Source organism: Candidatus Binatia bacterium, assembly GCA_036563615.1.
In the GTDB taxonomy this organism is placed as follows: domain Bacteria; phylum Desulfobacterota; class Binatia; order UBA12015; family UBA12015; genus DATCMB01.
Window position 1 is genome coordinate 187,928 of the sequence record DATCMB010000014.1, and the last position, 14,466, is coordinate 202,393.

Below are 14,466 nucleotides of genomic sequence, written 5' to 3' on the forward strand. Positions count from 1 at the left end.
CGCGCTTCAGAACGCGGCCGCCTGCAGCGCCATCCAGCCGCCGAGCGCGATCGTCACGACGCCGAGCGCCGTCTCGATCTTGCCCGTGGACGCCTGCAAGAGCCGCGGCCACCAGACCAGCGGCAGCGACAGCGCGAGCGAGAACAGCACCATGCCGACGATCGAGCCGATCGCGAAGGTCGCGACGTAGAGCAGCGCGCGTACCGGCGAGCCGAGCATCGGCAGCGCCAGCAGGACGAGCGCGCCCGAGCCCGCGAGACCGTGCAGCGTGCCGACCGCGAGCGCGCGCGGCAGCGGCGTCGCCGGGTGCTCGTGGTGGTGCGGCGAGTGCTCGTGCGGCGCGCTCTCGCCCGCGTGCGCGTGCACGTGGACGTGCGGCGCCGCGTCGCCGTGCTGGTGGACGTGGACGTGGATGCGTCGCTCGCGCACGCGTCGCAGGACGTCGACGCCGAGCGCGACGAGCACCACCCCGGCGAGCGCCTCGAAGCCGCGCGCGGCGGGCTCCGGCAGCGACACGCCGAGCAGCACGAGCGCCGCGCCCGCGACCATCAGGCTCGCCGCGTGCCCGCCGCCCCAGGCCGCCGCTAGCTTCACCCGGTCGCCGAGCGATGCGGAGCGCGTCGTCAGCGCCGCGACGGCGGCGACGTGATCGGCCTCGAGCGCGTGGCGTACGCCGACCAGGGCGCCCATGAGGAGCAGTGCGAGCATCGCTCCGCCGACCATACCACGGGGCGCTCGCGCCGCGACCCGCGCGCACGAAGGCGCGCGAGCGCCGCAGCGCAGACGACTGACCGCGCGCCGACGCTCACGCGTCGCGCTGCGACAGCTCCGCGTACGCGCGCTGGATCTCGACCGCCTTCCGGTGCGCGAGCTCCTGGAGCTCGCGCCCGAGCCCCGCGACACGATCCGGGTGGTAGAGCTTCATCTGCTCGCGGTAGGCGCGCGCGATCTCCTCCGCCGACGCGTCGCGCGCGACGCCGAGCACCGCGTAGGGATCCCAGGCCGGCTCGGCTCCCGACGCCGCGTCACGCGCGTCGTCACCTTCCGCGCCACCCTGCCCCGCTCGCCCTTCGCCTGCGCGCTGCCCCGCGCCCGCCGCGCCGAAGCCCGCCGGGCCGCGCGCGCGCTGCCGCGCCGTCATGCGCGGGCGCTGCGCGCCACCGCCGCGACGCAGCCACCACACGGCGAAGAACGCGAGCAGCAGATCGTCGAGCAGCCCGAGCAGACCGATGCGGTCGGGCAGCAGGTCGATCGGCGAGCGCACGTAGAGCAGCAGGAGCAGGCACACCAGCAGGACGACGACGAAGCGGTTCATCGCGCACGTCCGCGCGCGACGCGGCTCACTGCGGCGCCGGCGTCGAGCGCGGCGCGGGCTCGAGGCTCTTCAGGTAGCGGAAGAACTCGCTGTCCGGCGACAGCACGAGCGCCGTGCCGTCGGGCAGCGCGCGCTTGTAGGCGTCGAGCGTGCGCACCAGCGCGAACAGCTCGGGGTCGCGGCCGTACGCCTCGGCGTAGATGCGCACCGCCTCGGCGTCGCCCTGCCCGCGCAGCACCTCGGCCTGGCGCTGCGCCTCGGCGAGAAGAACGCGCACCTGCTTGTCGGACTCCGACGTGATCTTGCGCGCCTCCTCGTCGCCCTCGGCGCGGAACTTCTTGGCGAGACGCTCGCGCTCGGTGCGCATCCGGTTGAAGACGTTCTGCTCGTTCTTCTCCGGCAGGTCGGCGCGCTTGACGCGCACGTCGACCACCTCGATGCCGTAGTCGCGCGCCTTCTGGTCGCTCTTGATCGTCACGTCGCGCATCATCTGCTCGCGCTTCGCGCTGACGACGTCGCGCAGCGTCTGGCGTCCGAAGTTTTCGCGCAGGTTCGAGTACACGATGTCGTCGAGCCGCGACTGCGCGCCCGCCTCGTCGCGCACCGCCTGGTAGAACCTGAGCGGGTCGATGATCCGCCAGCGCGTGTAGTTGTCGACCACGAGCTGCTGCTTGTCGCGCGTCAGCAGCTCCTTCGACGGCGCCTCGTACTCGAGCAGACGACGATCGAAGTACAGCACCGTCTGGATGAACGGGATCTTGAAGTACAGCCCGGGCTCGCGCACGGTGCGCACCGGCTCGCCGAGCTGCAGGACGACGGCGTGCATCCACGTCGGCACGGTGAACAGCGCGAGGTTCCACACCGCGACGATGACCACCACCGTGCCGATGACGAGCGCCCAGCGACGGTCCATCAGCCTCGCCTCCCGCGCGCGCTCATCGCGAAGCCGGCTCCGCCGCCTGCGGCTCGCGCCGGCGCAGCATCTGGTCGAGCGGCAGGTAGGGCACGACGCTCTCGCCCGCCTTGTCGTCGATCAGCACCTTGTCCATGCGCGGCAGGATCTCCTCCATGGTCTCGAGGTAGAGCCGCCGCCGCGTGACGTCGGGCGCCTTCGCGTACTCCTCGTGCAGCGCGATGAAGCGCTGCGCGGCGCCGTTCGCTTCCTGGATCTTGGCGAGGCGGTAGCCTTCCGCGTCGTTCAGCATCTGCGCCGCCTTGCCGCGCGCCTTCGGCACGACGTCGTTCGAGTAGCCGCGCGCCTCGTTGATCATCCGCTCGCGGTCCTGCTGCGCGGAGATGACGTCCTTGAACGCGTCCGACACCTGGTCGGGCGGGTCGACGTCCTGTAGCTTGACGGTCTCGATCAAGAGCCCCGAGTCGTAGGAGTCGAGGATCTCCTGGAGCAGCGCCTGCGCCTCCTGCTGGATGCGCTCGCGGTCGTCGGTGAGCGCGTCGTCGATCGCGTTGCTGCCGATCACCTGACGCATCGCCGCCTCCGCCGCGGCGCGCACCGTCCCGGCCGGGTCGCGCACGTTGAACAGGAAGTCGGTGGCGGCGTCGGGATCGCTCTTCACGCGGTACTGGACGATGAACATGAGCTTGACGATGTTCTCGTCGCCCGTGAGCATGAGCGCTTCCTGGTCGACGTCGCGGAAGCGCGCCGGCGGTCCGACGTCGAGCGTGCGGAAGCCGAACTCCTCCTTGCGGATGCGCGTCACCTCGGGCTTGAGCACGGTCTCGATCGGCCACGGCAGGTGGTAGCCCGGGCCCGGCCCGACCTCGCGCACGACCTTGCCGAAGCGCAGCACGACGCCGCGCTGGTCCGGGGCGACGATGAACAAGCCGCTCGCGAGCCAGAGCGCGAGCCCGATCGCGACGAACGGCCACGGGCTCACCGGACGTCCGGGCGCGCGTGCGCCGTTGCCTCCGCCCCCGCCGCCGCGCATCTTGGCGCGCATCGCCTCGACCAGATCGCGCACCTCGGCGAACACGTCGTCGTCGCGCCGCTCGCGGCGCGGTCCGCTGCGCCAATCGTCCGGCATCCGTCTCGTCTAGGCAGGCCCGCCAGCGAGGTCAATCGGGACGGCCGTTCGCGGCGCGACTTGCTTCGCGTCGAGCCAGCGTCCATTCACGAGCGCGATGGCGCTCGCGACCGAAGACGCGCTCGACGAGGCGCTGCTGCCCGCCTACCTGCGCTCGATCGGGCTCGCGTCCGGCGCCGAGGACGTCGTGGTCGAGCCGGCCGGCGACGGCAACATCAACTGGGTGCGGCGCGCACGCATCGCAGGACGGACGAGCATCGTCGTCAAGCAAGCGCGTCCGGCGCTCGAGCGCTTCCCGCAGTACCGGGCGAGCACCGAGCGCATCGTCTTCGAGCACCGTTGGCTCGAGCGCGCGGCGCCGCACGACGCGCGCGGCGTGTGTCCGCGCGTGCTCTTCTTCGACGAGGCACGCCGCGTCCTCGTCCTCGAGGACCTCGGCGACGCGGAGCGCCTCGACCACGCGCTGCTGCGTGGCGCCGACGTCCGGGACGCGCTGCGCGACCTCGCCGCGCTGCTCGCGCGCGTCCACGCCGCGACGCACGATCCTTCGCTCGCCGCGCACTTCCGCAACGACGAGATGCAGCGCCTGCACGGCGATCACGTCTTCGCGTTGCCGTTTGCGCCCAATGACTTCCCGCTCGAGCCCGAGCTGCGCGCGCGCGCCGAGCGTCTGTGGCGGGACGACGAGCTGCGCGCGATCGCCGCGCGCGCGTACCGGCGCTACCTCGAGCCGCGCGGAGCGCTCGTGCACGGCGACGTGCAGGCCGGCAACGTTCTCTTGCCGCCCGGCGGCGTCAAGCTGCTCGACGCCGAGATCGCGCACTTCGGTGATCCGGCGTTCGACGTCGGCACGCTGCTCGCGCACCTCGTGCTCGCGGGTGTCGCGCGCGGCGCGCTGCACGACGCGGCGGAGCTCGCCGCCGACACCTGGGACGCGTACGTCAGCGCTGCCGGCGAGGCGCCGCCCGTGTTCGCCGACGTCGCACGCTACGCCGCGCTCGAGGTGCTACGGCGCACGATCGGTGCGGCGCGGGTCGCGGCCGTGCGCGACACGCGGCACGCGCTCGCGGCGGTCGAGCTCGGAGATCGGCTCGCGCGCCGACCGCCGGCGTCGCCCGCGGCGCTCGCCGCCTTGCTGACCAAAGGATCCACGCCGTGAGCCGCACGCGCCTCGTCCTCGACACCGACATCGGCACCGACGCCGACGACGCGCTCTGCCTGGCGCTCGCGCTCGCGTCGCCCGAGATCGAGCTCGTCGCCGTCACCACCGTCACCGCCGACACCGCGCGGCGCGGCGCGATCGCGCGCCGCTTGCTCGACCTCGCGGGACGGCGCGACGTCCCGGTGTACGCCGGCTGCGAGCGCCCGCTCGGGGACGGCCAGTTCCTCTGGCTCGGCGACGAGGGCGATTTCGCGCTCGCGCCCGGCGAGCGGCTCGCGTCGGGCGAGCACGCGGTCGACGCGCTCGTGCGCCTGCTGCGTGCAGAGGACGATCTCGAGGTGGTCGCGGTCGGACCGATGACCAACCTCGCGCGCGTGCTCGAGCGCGACGCGGCGCTCGCGCGCCGCATCAAGCGTCTCACGATCATGGGCGGGCACGTCCGCCGCGTCGCGTACGGCGAGCACGAGTTCGCGCCCGGCGTCGACTACAACCTGTGCTCGGACGCCGCCGCGTCGCTCGCCGTGCTGCGCGCCGGCATCCCGACGACGCTCGTCACCGCCGACGTCACGCTGCAGACCCGGCTCGCGCCGGACGACCTCGAGCGCATCGCCGCCGCCGGCACGCCGTTCCACGACGCGATCGCCGCGGCGGTGCGCGCCTGGACGCCGCACATGCGGCGCATCTTCGGCGCCATGGGTGCGGCGATCGCGCCCGACAACGTCGCCTTTTTGCACGACCCGCTGGCGCTGGCCGCGGTCTACGGCGGCTCCGCGTGTGGCTTCGAGGAGCTCGCGATCCTGCCGACGATCGAGAGCGGCGTCTTGCGCACGCTCGAGGCGCCGCGCGGCACGCCGGGCTCGTTCGTCATGCGCTGCGCGACCGCGGTCGACGCGGAGCGCTTTCGCGCCGACTTCGTCGCGCGCGTCACGTCGTACCGCGGCGCACGCGGCTGAGGCGACACGGCGCGGCGTCCGCGTCGCGCTCGTCCTGCGCGTGACCGCTCCTCAGCGCGGCGCGCGCACCGGCTCGGCCCACTGCTCGAGCGCGTGCTCGCGTTCCGCGCGCAGCGACCAGCCGGTCTTGAGCCCGAGCACGAACCAGCCGAACACGACGATGCCGATCGCGAAGATCGTGTCGCCGACGACGCGCAGCCAGCGCAGGGTGTCCATGAGCTCGGTCTGCAGGAACTGCGCGGAGCGCGCCCACCACATGCCGTGCTCGACGCTCGCCCAGGTCTGCAGCATGCCGACCGGCAGCATCGACAGCAGCACCATCAGCGCGAGCCCGACGTTCACCGACCAGAAGGCGAAGCTGATCGGCCCGTTGCGCCACTCGCGATCGCGCGTCAAGCCACGCAGGCAGAACAGCAGAAGCCCCATCCCGAGCATGCCGTAGACGCCGAACAGCGCGGTGTGCCCGTGCACCGGCGTCGTGTTGAGACCCTGCATGAAGTAGAGCGCGATCGGCGGGTTGATCAGGAAGCCGAACAGCCCCGCGCCGACCAGGTTCCAGAACGCGACCGCGACGAAGAAGTAGATCGGCCACTTGTAGGCCGACACCCACGGTCGCGCGCGTGCGATCGTCAAGTTCTGGTAGCCCTCGAAGCCGATCAGCACGAGCGGCACGACCTCGAACGCGCTGAACGTCGCGCCGATCGCGAGCACCGCGGTCGGCGTGCCCGAGAAGTAGAGGTGGTGGAACGTCCCGAGGATGCCGCCGAAGAGGAAGACGCAGGTCGAGAACAGCACCGCCGCCGTCGCAACGCCGCCACGCAAGAGCCCCATGCGGACGAAGAGGAACGCGATCAGCACGGTCGCGAACACCTCGAAGAAGCCCTCGACCCAGAGGTGCACGACCCACCAGCGCCAGTACTCGGCGATCGCGAGATTCGTGCGCGGCCCCCAGAACATCCCGGCGCCGTAGAACAGCGCGATCGCCGCCGACGCGACCGCGAACAGCGCGAGCAGGTGGCGGTGCTCGCCGAGGTTGCGGAAGGCCGGCCACAGCGCGCGCAGCATCAAGCCGAGCCAGAGGAAGAGCCCGACCAGCAGGAACGCCTGCCAGAAGCGGCCGAGGTCGACGTACTCGTAGCCCTGGTGGCCGAACCAGAAGTTCGTCGTGAAGCCCATCCGCTGGCGCGTCGCGTACCAGGTGCCGAACAGCGTCCCGACGACGATCACCAGCAAGCAGACGAACAGGAAGTCGACGCCCGCCTTCTGCCCGCGCGGCTCGTGCCCCGACACCGCCGGAGCCATGTAGAGCCCGGTCGCGAGCCACGCGGTCGCGATCCAGAACAGCCCGAGCTGCAGGTGCCAGGTGCGCGTCACCGCGTACGGCAGCCAGTTGGCGAGCGGGAAGCCGTAGAAGCCGCCGCCCTCGACGCCGTAGTGCGCGGTGACCGCGCCGAGGATCACCTGCACGACGATCAGCGCCGCCACGACCCAGAAGTACTTGAGCGTCGCGCGCATCGACGGCGTGGCCTGGATCGCGAGCAGGGGATCCTTCTCGGGCAGCTCGTCGGGCATCTCCTCGCGCCCGCGCAGGCTCGCGTAGTACCAGACGAGCGCGCCGACGCCGGCGAGCAGCAGCACGAAGCTCAGCACCGACCACACCACGATCTCGCCCGTCGGACGGTTGCCGACGAGGCGCTCCGGCGGCCAGTTGTTGGTGTACGACACCGGACGCGGCGTCGTGCTCGAGGCGTCGACCTGCTCGATCGCGCCGCCCGGACGCTCCGCCGCGCACGCCCACGCCGTCCAGAAGAAAAATGCGCCGAGCTGCCGACGACGCTCGGGGTCGCGCACGGTGAGCGCCGGCATCGCGTACGCATCGCGCAGCTCCGGCGGCTGCAAGCCGCCGTCGGCGATCGCACGCAGCTCCGGCGGGAAGCTCTCCGCGTCGCCGAAGATCGCCGCGTAGTAGTCGGTCATCGCGGCGATCGAGCGCGCGCGGTCCGTGGGGATCGTCAGCGTGCCGCTCGCGGCGTCGTAGCGGTTCGTGCGCATCAGGTCCTCGAGGCGACGCTGCAGCACGACGCGCTCGCTCTCGCCGAGCTCGGCGAACGGACGTCCGTGCTCGGCGGCGGACCACTGGTTCAGCAGCCACAGCGACTCGCGGTGCAGCCAGTCGGCGGACCAGTCCGGCGCGACGTACGCGCCGTGTCCCCAGATGCTGCCGAGCTCCTGACCGCCGGTCGTCCGCCAGACGTTCATGCCGTCGTGGATGTCGTCGCCGGTCAGCACGACCCGACCGTCGTCGGTCACGACGCGCTCCGGAACGGGCGGCGCCTGCTGGTAGATCCGGACGCCGTAGTAGCCGAGAACGACGAACGACAGGGCGACGATCAGCCCCAGGCCGAGCCAGAGCTTGAAGTAGCGCATCGCGTCCCTCCTCGAGGCCGACGTCCGGGGGCCGTGGCTGGCGCTCATCCTGGCGCGAAACGGCCGGGAGAAGAAGACGGTTCGTCGGATCGCTGGCGACGGCGGCGCATCCCGCGTAGGTTCGCCCGCGTGGACACGCTGGCGCTGCGCGTCGTGCACGAGCTCCCGGAGCGGGCCCTGGACGCACCGCCCGACGGAATCGCGATGGTGCGCAACGGCGTCACGCACGCCTTCCTGCTGACGCCGCCGGTGATCGATCCGGATCGTCGCTATCCGCTGATCACCGTGCTGCACGGCGCCGGGCGTCAAGACGAGCTTCTCTGCCGCGCCTACCGCGACGAGGCCGCTCGGCGCGACGCGCTGTTCCTGATCCCGCGCTCGACCTACCCGACGTGGGACCTGCTCGTCGGTCAAGGGCGCCCCGACCTCGACTTCCTCGAGCGGCTCTACGTCGAGATCTACCGCCGCGTGCCGATCGATCCTGCCCGTCAAGCACTGATCGGCTACTCGGACGGCGCGAGCTACGCGCTCGCGGTCGGGCTCTCGAACCCGCGTCTCTTCTCGGCGGTGATGGGCTGGGCCGCGGGCTTCGTCGCGATCGACGGCAACGCGATCGGTCCCGACGATCCGAAGCCGCGCATCCTGCTCGAGCACGGCACGCACGACACGGTGTTTCCGTTCGAGCTCGTGTGCACGCCGAACGTCGAGCTGCTGCGCAGCCTCGGCTACGACGTCGAGCTGCGCATCGACGAGGGCGGCATCCACTGGCCGTCGCGCGGCTTCCAGACCGCGGCGCTCGACTGGTTCTTCGGCACGGACGGCGCGGCGGGGGCCGCGGAGCCGTCGTCCGCGTAGCGTTCGCCTCGCGACGTCACGTCCGCGCCGCTCGCGCGCTGCGCGACCTCGCGACGTGCGCGAGCGTCGCTACCGCGCGGCGCGCGAGCGGCGCAGAGCTTGGGCATCGCGCTCGAGAAGCCCCGCCGCCTCCGCGAGCTCGCGGTAGATCCGCACGAGCTCCGGCAGCTGGTAGTGCGCGTTGAGCCCGCTCGGGTTCGGCAGCACCCAGACGCGCGCGCCCTCGAGGCGCTCGGGCTGCTCGCCGAGCTTCGCGTCCTTGCGGGCGAAGGCGTGCCGGTAGGCCTCGATGCCGAGGAACGCGACGATCGCCGGACGGTGACGGCGTACCTTGGCCGCGAGCACGCGGGCGCCGCGGCGCAGCTCGTCGCGCGTCAGCTCCGCGGCGGACGCGGTCGCGCGCGCGACGAGATTGGTCACGCCGACGCCGCGCGCGAGGAGCTCGTCCTCCTCGAACGGCGTCAGCAGGCGGTCCGTGAAGCCCGCGCCGTGCAGCACCGGCCAGAAGCGGTTGCCCGGGCGCGCGAAGTGGTGGCGCACGGCTCCGGAGTACAGGCTCGGGTTGATGCCGCAGAAGAGCACGGCGAGACGATCGGCGACGACGTCCGGGACGGTGCGGCCGGCGGCGGCCGCGATCTGCTCGCGCGTCGGACGCCAGGGGACGCCGCGTCGCGGCGGACGCGCAGGCGCGCCGCCCGACCGTCCGCGCTTTCGCGTAGACGGCGTCTCCGAACCCCGCGACGGCCGCGCCACGCGGCGAGCATAGCGAGCAGCGCTCGCGCGGCGCCAGCGCCGTCACGTGAGTCGAGGGCTCGCACGCCGCGAGCGTCGTCACGTGACGATGAGTGTCAGCGCGGCGCAAGCGTCGCGGCGTGCCTCGAGCTGCTCTCGTGCGCGGTCGCGACGACGAGCGAGCTCGCGCGCCGCCGCTTGACGCCGGAGCCGTTTGCGCTCAGAGCCTCCGACGTGCCGAAGCGCCTCCTCTCCCGGATCCTGATCGGCGTCGCCGCGCTGCTCGCGCTCGCGGTGCTGGCGCTCGGCGCCGTGCTGGTGCAGGCGCACCGCGCGATCGACCGCGAGCGCGCGCCGCTGCCGACCGCCGACGACCTGGCGCGCTTCCGCGCCGAGCCCGCGAGCGCCCTGCCCGTCCGCCTGTGGTGGGTCGAGACCGCGTCGCAGCGCATGCCGCGCACCGCGGTGCTCGAGCCCAACGAGGACCCGACACCCGCGCGACCGTACGTGATGAGCCACCCCGCGTTCGTCCTCGAGTGGGCCGACGGACGCGTGCTGCTGATCGACGCCGGCATGCGGCGCGAGCCGGCCCTCGAGTTCGGACGCCAGATCGAGTGGCTCGGCGGCGCGCGTCCTCTCGTCGCACGCGGCGCGATCGGCGCGGTGCTCGGCCCGTCCGCCGCGCGCGTGCGCGGCATCGTCTTCACCCACCTGCACACCGACCACGTCGACGGCGTGCTGTCGCTGTGCGCGGCCGCGCCGGAGACGAGGCTCACGGCGTTCATGACCGAGGCGCAGTCCGCGCGCCCGAACCACACGACGCGCCCCGGGCTCGCGCTGCTCGACGAGGCGACGTGCGTCGAGCGCGCGACGCTCTCCGGCGAGCGGTTCCTGGCCGTGCCCGGCTTTCCGGGCGTCGCGGTGATCGACGCGGGCGGCCACACGCCGGGCAGCCAGATCGTGCTCGCGCGCGTCGCGACCGAGGGCGGCGAGCGCCTCTACGCGTTCGCCGGCGACACCGTCAATCACCTCGACGGCATCCTGCACGACGTGCCGAAGCCGTGGCTCTACCGCAAGCTCCTCGTCCCGGAGTCCGACGCGCGGCAGAAGGAGCTGCGCGCCTTCCTCGCGACGCTCGCGCGCGAGCACGGCGCGCGCCTGCTGGTGTCGCACGACCAGGTGAACCTGCGCGCCGAGCTCGGCCCCGCGACGACGCGCACGCCGCGAAGCGCGCCGCGCTCCGACGCTACGTCAAGCACATCCTGACGAGCCACGCGACGGGCGCGCGCGCCGGGTCGCCTCGGAGACCGCCCCGGAGCCGCTTCACGTGCGCGCGGCGTCCCACACCATCGAGCCCGACGGCGCGTCGCCGAGCAGCACCTCCGCCGGGGTGCGCTTGTCGATGTGGCCGATCAGCATGCGGTAGACGCCGTAGCCGACGAGCTCGCGCAGCCGCGGCGAGAAGCCGCGCGCGATCTCGCGCGGGATGCCGAGCTGCTGGTTCTCCTGCTGGCGGATCCAGCCCGCGCAGTAGTTCATCGCGATGCCGACGCGGCGCTCGTTGGTGCGGTTCGCGCCGCCGCCGTGCCACAGGCTGCCGTGCCAGATCAGCACGCTGCCCTTCTTCATCTCGGCGGGGATGCTGTCGTAGTGCTTGCCGTAGGTCGGCGAGCGGTCGAACAGGTGCGAGCCCGGGATGACGCGCGTCGCGCCGTTCTCCTCGGTGAAGTCGGTGAGCGCCCACATGCTGTTGCACACCGTCGCGACGTGCGGCTTCGGCAGCGGCATGAGCTGATCGTCGGCGTGGATCGGCTGCGCCTTCTCGCCCGGACCGATCGCGATCGACGACAGCGACGACACGAGACAGCCCGGGTCGAGCACGCCCTCGACGATCGGCAGCACGTTCTCGTGCACCGGCACGCGCTCCCACAGCTTGCCGTGCACGAGCAGGTTGTAGATGCGCCAGGTCTTCGAGCCCTCGAAGTCGTTGTTCGCGGGCTCGATGCCGAGCTCCTTCTCGAGCCGCACGAGGTCGGCGGCGAGCGCGTCGACGAGGTCCGGCTCGATCGCGTTCTCGACGATGGTGTAGCCGTCCTTCGCGATGCGCTGCAGGTGGGCGTCGATCTCCGCTTGGGTCAGCATGGCGAGGTCGTACCACAGCCGCGCGCCGGCCACGACGATTCGCGCGTCCGCGGAGCTGCCCGGCACGCGCCGGCGAGGACGTCGCGCGCGTCAGCCGAACAGTCCGCCGCGCGCCGCCTCGCACACCGCGAGCACCGCCGGGTGCTTGAGCCGGCGCTCGTGCGACACCGCGTAGAAGCGCTCGCGCACCTCCTCGGTGCGGCCGACGAGGCTCACGCCGTACTGACGTCGCACCTGCGCCTCGATCACCGACGGCGTCGGGAAGATGCCGGCGCCGGCTTGTCCGAACGCCTTGAGCAGCGCGTCATCCTCGAACTCGCTCACCACCCGCGGCCGGATGCGCTGCGTCGCGAACCACTGGTCGAGCGAGCGGCGTCGCACGCTGCCCTCCGCCGGCAGCAGCATCGGCGCGCCGTCGAGCGACGCCGGGAAGCGTCGGCGGTAGCGCGCCGCGAGCGCCGGCGCGGCGACGAACGTGACGCCGCACTCGCCGAGCAGGTGGTGGAAGACGCGCACGCTCGACGTCGACCCGACCGGCGCGTCGGCGAGCACCAGGTCGAGCTTCTGCAGCGCGAGGTCGGTGAGCAGCGGCTCGGGCTTGTCCTCGCGGCAGACGATGTGCACGCCCTGCGGCAGGCGTCGCGCCGGCTCGAGCAAGCGGTAGACGACGAGCTTCGGCAGCACGTCCGCGACCCCGACCGAGAGCTTCAGCGGCCGGTCGCCCGAGCGGTTGCGCACCGCGTCGAGCAGCTCGCGGCCGAGCGCGAAGATCTCGTCCGCATAGCGGTAGACCTCGCGCCCGACGTCGGTGAGCACGAGGTTGCGTCCGGTGCGCACGAAGAGCTTCTCGCCGAGATCCTCCTCGAGCTGCCGGATCTGCGTGCTGATCGTCGGCTGCGCGAGCCCCAGCTCCGAGCTGGCGCGCGTCACGCTGCCCTCGCGCGCCACCATCCAGAAGTACATCAGGTGGTGGTAGTTGAGCCACTCCGACGCGTTTCGTCTCATAGGTTTTCCCGATCGATCACGCGAGGATAATCTATTTGCTCACATCGCGGAACCTGCCTAGGCTCGTCGGCGGACGGCGTTCGCCCGTCCGGAGAGAGGTAACGGACATGCATCGAGCCGCTCGAAGGACGACGATCGACGAACTGCGCGAGCGCGCCGCCCGTCGTGCCCGCCTCGCGCTCGGACGCTTCGGCAACGGCGTCGCGCACGTGGTGCTGCGCGATCGCGGCGCCGACGGGACCCGCCAGCGCTGTCGGACGCTGGTCGGCGTGGTTCGCTCCGGCGCCGTCTCGTTCGAGGAACCCGCTCCGGCCTGACCGAGCGATGCGCCTCGCCGCGCGCGGCCCTCCCCCGCGGCGAGGTGAAGCGAGCGGGCCGGCGGAGCGGCCGGCTGCCGCGTCCCGCTCGCTGACCCAGGGCACGGGGCTGCGTCTGCAGCTCGCCAGGGGCTGCGTGCGTCCGCAGCCCGCTCGCCGCCGGAGTGTGCCGCGCCCGCGCGCCGCGAAGTGTGCGCGACGCGCGCTACAGCAGCTGACGCTTCTTCGCCTCGCGCTCGAGATCGTCGCGGAACTTCGGGTCGGCGATCGAGATGATCAGCTCGGCGCGCTCGCGCGTCGAGCGTCCCTTCAGGTTCACCACACCGTGCTCCGTGACGAGATGGTGCACGTCCATGCGCGGGTCGCTGACCACGCCCTCGAGCTGCGGCACGACGCGCGATACCGTGCCGTCGTGCGCGGTCGAGTGGAAGGCGAGGAACGACTTGCCGCCGCGTGAGCGGTAGGCGCCGCGCACGAAGTCGTGCTGCCCGCCGATGCCGCTGAACTCGTGGTGATCGAGGAACTCGGCGTTCACCTGCCCGTACAGGTCGACCTCGAGGATGCTGTTGATCGAGACCACGTTGTCGTTCGCGGCGATGTTCGCCGGATCGTTGGTCACGTTGCAGGGCTGACCTTCGAGCCCCGGGTTGTCGTGCATGAAGGCGTAGAACTCCTCGTCGCCGATCGCGAGCGTGAAGAGATGCTTGCGACGGAACGTCCGCTTGCGCGTCCCGGTCACGACACCCTTCTGGATGAGCCGCATCATGCCCGGCGTGAAGAGCTCCGTGTGGATGCCCAGCTCCTTGCGATCGCTCAGGCACTCGGTGACGGCGTCGGGCACGCCGCCGACGCCGAGCTGGAGCGTCGCGCCGTCCTCGATCATCGCGGCGATCTGCTCGCCGATCTTGCGGTCGACGTCGCTCAGCGGGCGTGACGGGAACGACGTCAGCGGTGCGGTGTGCTCGACGATCGCGTCGACCTCGGAGACGTGCAGCATGGTGTCGCCGAGCGTGCGCGGCATGCGCTCGTTGACCTCGACGATCAGCCGCTTGGCGCTGCGCGCCGCCGCCGGCGAGTACGCGATGCACGTGCCGAGGCTCATGTAGCCGAAGCGGTCCATCGGCGAGACGGAGACCAGGAACGCGTCGAGCGGGATGCTCTCCTCGAAGAGCCGCGGGAGCTGGTGCAGGTTCGCCGGCACGTAGTCGACGCTCGCGAAGCTTCCCGAAGCTTCGATCAGCTTGCGGTCGTACGCGACGAGGTAGGTCGGGCGCGGGCGGATCACGCCGAGCAGCTCGGGCACGAGCAAGCTCTCGGCGAGCGGCTCGAGCGCGTAGGTGTAGTAGACCGCGAGGTCCTCGACGTCGCCGGCACGGGCGCGTGCGCCGAGCGCCCGCAGCAGCGCGGGCGGCTGCGCGACCGCGATGCCGAGCCCGATCGCGCCGCGCGGCGGGATGCTCGCGACGGCATCCTCGGGCGTGGTCAGCTTGCGTCGATACTCCGCGAAGTAATCCAT

General features: G+C 72.1%; 14 protein-coding genes. 5 read left to right on the forward strand and 9 right to left on the reverse strand.

The window, feature by feature from the left end; all coding sequences use genetic code 11:
* Window positions 1-6: 6 nt before the first annotated feature.
* The 4 genes from VIS07_11320 to hflK form a co-directional block, all read right to left on the reverse strand.
* Window positions 7-708, reverse strand: coding sequence for an urease accessory protein (locus VIS07_11320; GenBank protein HEY8516094.1), 702 nt, complete (start codon window positions 706-708; stop codon window positions 7-9).
* Window positions 709-805: 97 nt separating this feature from the next.
* Complete coding sequence (locus VIS07_11325; protein ID HEY8516095.1) at window positions 806-1,315, reverse strand: J domain-containing protein; 510 nt, start codon at window positions 1,313-1,315, stop codon at window positions 806-808.
* A 25-nt stretch (window positions 1,316-1,340) separates the two neighbouring features.
* Window positions 1,341-2,228 (reverse strand): protease modulator HflC, encoded by an 888-nt coding sequence (hflC, locus tag VIS07_11330; GenBank protein HEY8516096.1) that lies wholly within the window; start codon window positions 2,226-2,228, stop codon window positions 1,341-1,343.
* Window positions 2,229-2,250: 22 nt separating this feature from the next.
* Window positions 2,251-3,357, reverse strand: coding sequence for an FtsH protease activity modulator HflK (hflK, locus tag VIS07_11335; GenBank protein HEY8516097.1), 1,107 nt, complete (start codon window positions 3,355-3,357; stop codon window positions 2,251-2,253).
* Between the two features lie 97 nt (window positions 3,358-3,454).
* Here hflK and VIS07_11340 point away from each other — a divergent pair, with 97 nt between their 5' ends.
* Window positions 3,455-4,516 (forward strand): hypothetical protein, encoded by a 1,062-nt coding sequence (locus VIS07_11340; protein HEY8516098.1) that lies wholly within the window; start codon window positions 3,455-3,457, stop codon window positions 4,514-4,516.
* Complete coding sequence (locus tag VIS07_11345) at window positions 4,513-5,472, forward strand: nucleoside hydrolase (GenBank protein ID HEY8516099.1); 960 nt, start codon at window positions 4,513-4,515, stop codon at window positions 5,470-5,472. Before VIS07_11340 ends, VIS07_11345 begins: the two co-directional genes overlap by 4 nt.
* Before the next feature lie 51 nt (window positions 5,473-5,523).
* Here the strand turns inward: VIS07_11345 and VIS07_11350 are convergent, their stop codons facing one another.
* Window positions 5,524-7,899: a nitric-oxide reductase large subunit gene (locus tag VIS07_11350; GenBank protein HEY8516100.1), complete on the reverse strand. Its 2,376-nt coding sequence runs from the start codon at window positions 7,897-7,899 to the stop codon at window positions 5,524-5,526.
* A 129-nt stretch (window positions 7,900-8,028) separates the two neighbouring features.
* On the opposite strand from VIS07_11350, the gene VIS07_11355 reads away from it, so the two are divergent.
* The gene (locus VIS07_11355; protein HEY8516101.1) at window positions 8,029-8,754 is read left to right on the forward strand and encodes a hypothetical protein; all 726 of its coding nucleotides are present in this window, start codon (window positions 8,029-8,031) and stop codon (window positions 8,752-8,754) included.
* A 69-nt stretch (window positions 8,755-8,823) separates the two neighbouring features.
* Here VIS07_11355 and mug read toward each other — a convergent pair whose 3' ends face one another.
* The gene (mug, locus tag VIS07_11360; GenBank protein HEY8516102.1) at window positions 8,824-9,507 is read right to left on the reverse strand and encodes a G/U mismatch-specific DNA glycosylase; all 684 of its coding nucleotides are present in this window, start codon (window positions 9,505-9,507) and stop codon (window positions 8,824-8,826) included.
* Between the two features lie 213 nt (window positions 9,508-9,720).
* On the opposite strand from mug, the gene VIS07_11365 reads away from it, so the two are divergent.
* The gene (locus tag VIS07_11365) at window positions 9,721-10,752 is read left to right on the forward strand and encodes an MBL fold metallo-hydrolase (protein ID HEY8516103.1); all 1,032 of its coding nucleotides are present in this window, start codon (window positions 9,721-9,723) and stop codon (window positions 10,750-10,752) included.
* 57 nt (window positions 10,753-10,809) lie between these two features.
* Here the strand turns inward: VIS07_11365 and VIS07_11370 are convergent, their stop codons facing one another.
* Both VIS07_11370 and nhaR read right to left on the reverse strand, forming a co-directional pair.
* Complete coding sequence (locus tag VIS07_11370; GenBank protein HEY8516104.1) at window positions 10,810-11,628, reverse strand: phytanoyl-CoA dioxygenase family protein; 819 nt, start codon at window positions 11,626-11,628, stop codon at window positions 10,810-10,812.
* A gap of 90 nt (window positions 11,629-11,718) precedes the next feature.
* Window positions 11,719-12,633 carry a transcriptional activator NhaR gene (gene nhaR / locus VIS07_11375; GenBank protein ID HEY8516105.1) on the reverse strand — a complete coding sequence of 305 codons (915 nt, stop codon included), beginning with the start codon at window positions 12,631-12,633 and terminating at the stop codon, window positions 11,719-11,721.
* 107 nt (window positions 12,634-12,740) lie between these two features.
* Between nhaR and VIS07_11380 the strand changes: the two genes are divergently transcribed.
* Window positions 12,741-12,950, forward strand: coding sequence for a hypothetical protein (locus VIS07_11380; protein ID HEY8516106.1), 210 nt, complete (start codon window positions 12,741-12,743; stop codon window positions 12,948-12,950).
* Between the two features lie 205 nt (window positions 12,951-13,155).
* On the opposite strand, the gene VIS07_11385 is transcribed toward VIS07_11380, so the two are convergent.
* On the reverse strand, window positions 13,156-14,466 hold the full coding sequence (locus VIS07_11385; GenBank protein HEY8516107.1) for an acetyl-CoA hydrolase/transferase C-terminal domain-containing protein: 1,311 nt from the start codon (window positions 14,464-14,466) through the stop codon (window positions 13,156-13,158).

Excerpts from the sequence above, each read along its gene's own strand:
- VIS07_11320 (HEY8516094.1), bottom strand. The coding sequence starts at position 708 with ATGCTCGCACTGCTCCTCATGGGCGCCCTGGTCGGCGTACGCCACGCG.
- VIS07_11370 (HEY8516104.1), bottom strand. The coding sequence starts at position 11,628 with ATGCTGACCCAAGCGGAGATCGACGCCCACCTGCAGCGCATCGCGAAG.
- nhaR (HEY8516105.1), bottom strand. The coding sequence starts at position 12,633 with ATGAGACGAAACGCGTCGGAGTGGCTCAACTACCACCACCTGATGTAC.
- VIS07_11380 (HEY8516106.1), top strand. The coding sequence starts at position 12,741 with ATGCATCGAGCCGCTCGAAGGACGACGATCGACGAACTGCGCGAGCGC.
- hflK (HEY8516097.1), bottom strand. The coding sequence starts at position 3,357 with ATGCCGGACGATTGGCGCAGCGGACCGCGCCGCGAGCGGCGCGACGAC.
- VIS07_11340 (HEY8516098.1), top strand. The coding sequence starts at position 3,455 with ATGGCGCTCGCGACCGAAGACGCGCTCGACGAGGCGCTGCTGCCCGCC.
- VIS07_11385 (HEY8516107.1), bottom strand. The coding sequence starts at position 14,466 with ATGGATTACTTCGCGGAGTATCGACGCAAGCTGACCACGCCCGAGGAT.
- hflC (HEY8516096.1), bottom strand. The coding sequence starts at position 2,228 with ATGGACCGTCGCTGGGCGCTCGTCATCGGCACGGTGGTGGTCATCGTC.
- VIS07_11350 (HEY8516100.1), bottom strand. The coding sequence starts at position 7,899 with ATGCGCTACTTCAAGCTCTGGCTCGGCCTGGGGCTGATCGTCGCCCTG.
- VIS07_11325 (HEY8516095.1), bottom strand. The coding sequence starts at position 1,315 with ATGAACCGCTTCGTCGTCGTCCTGCTGGTGTGCCTGCTCCTGCTGCTC.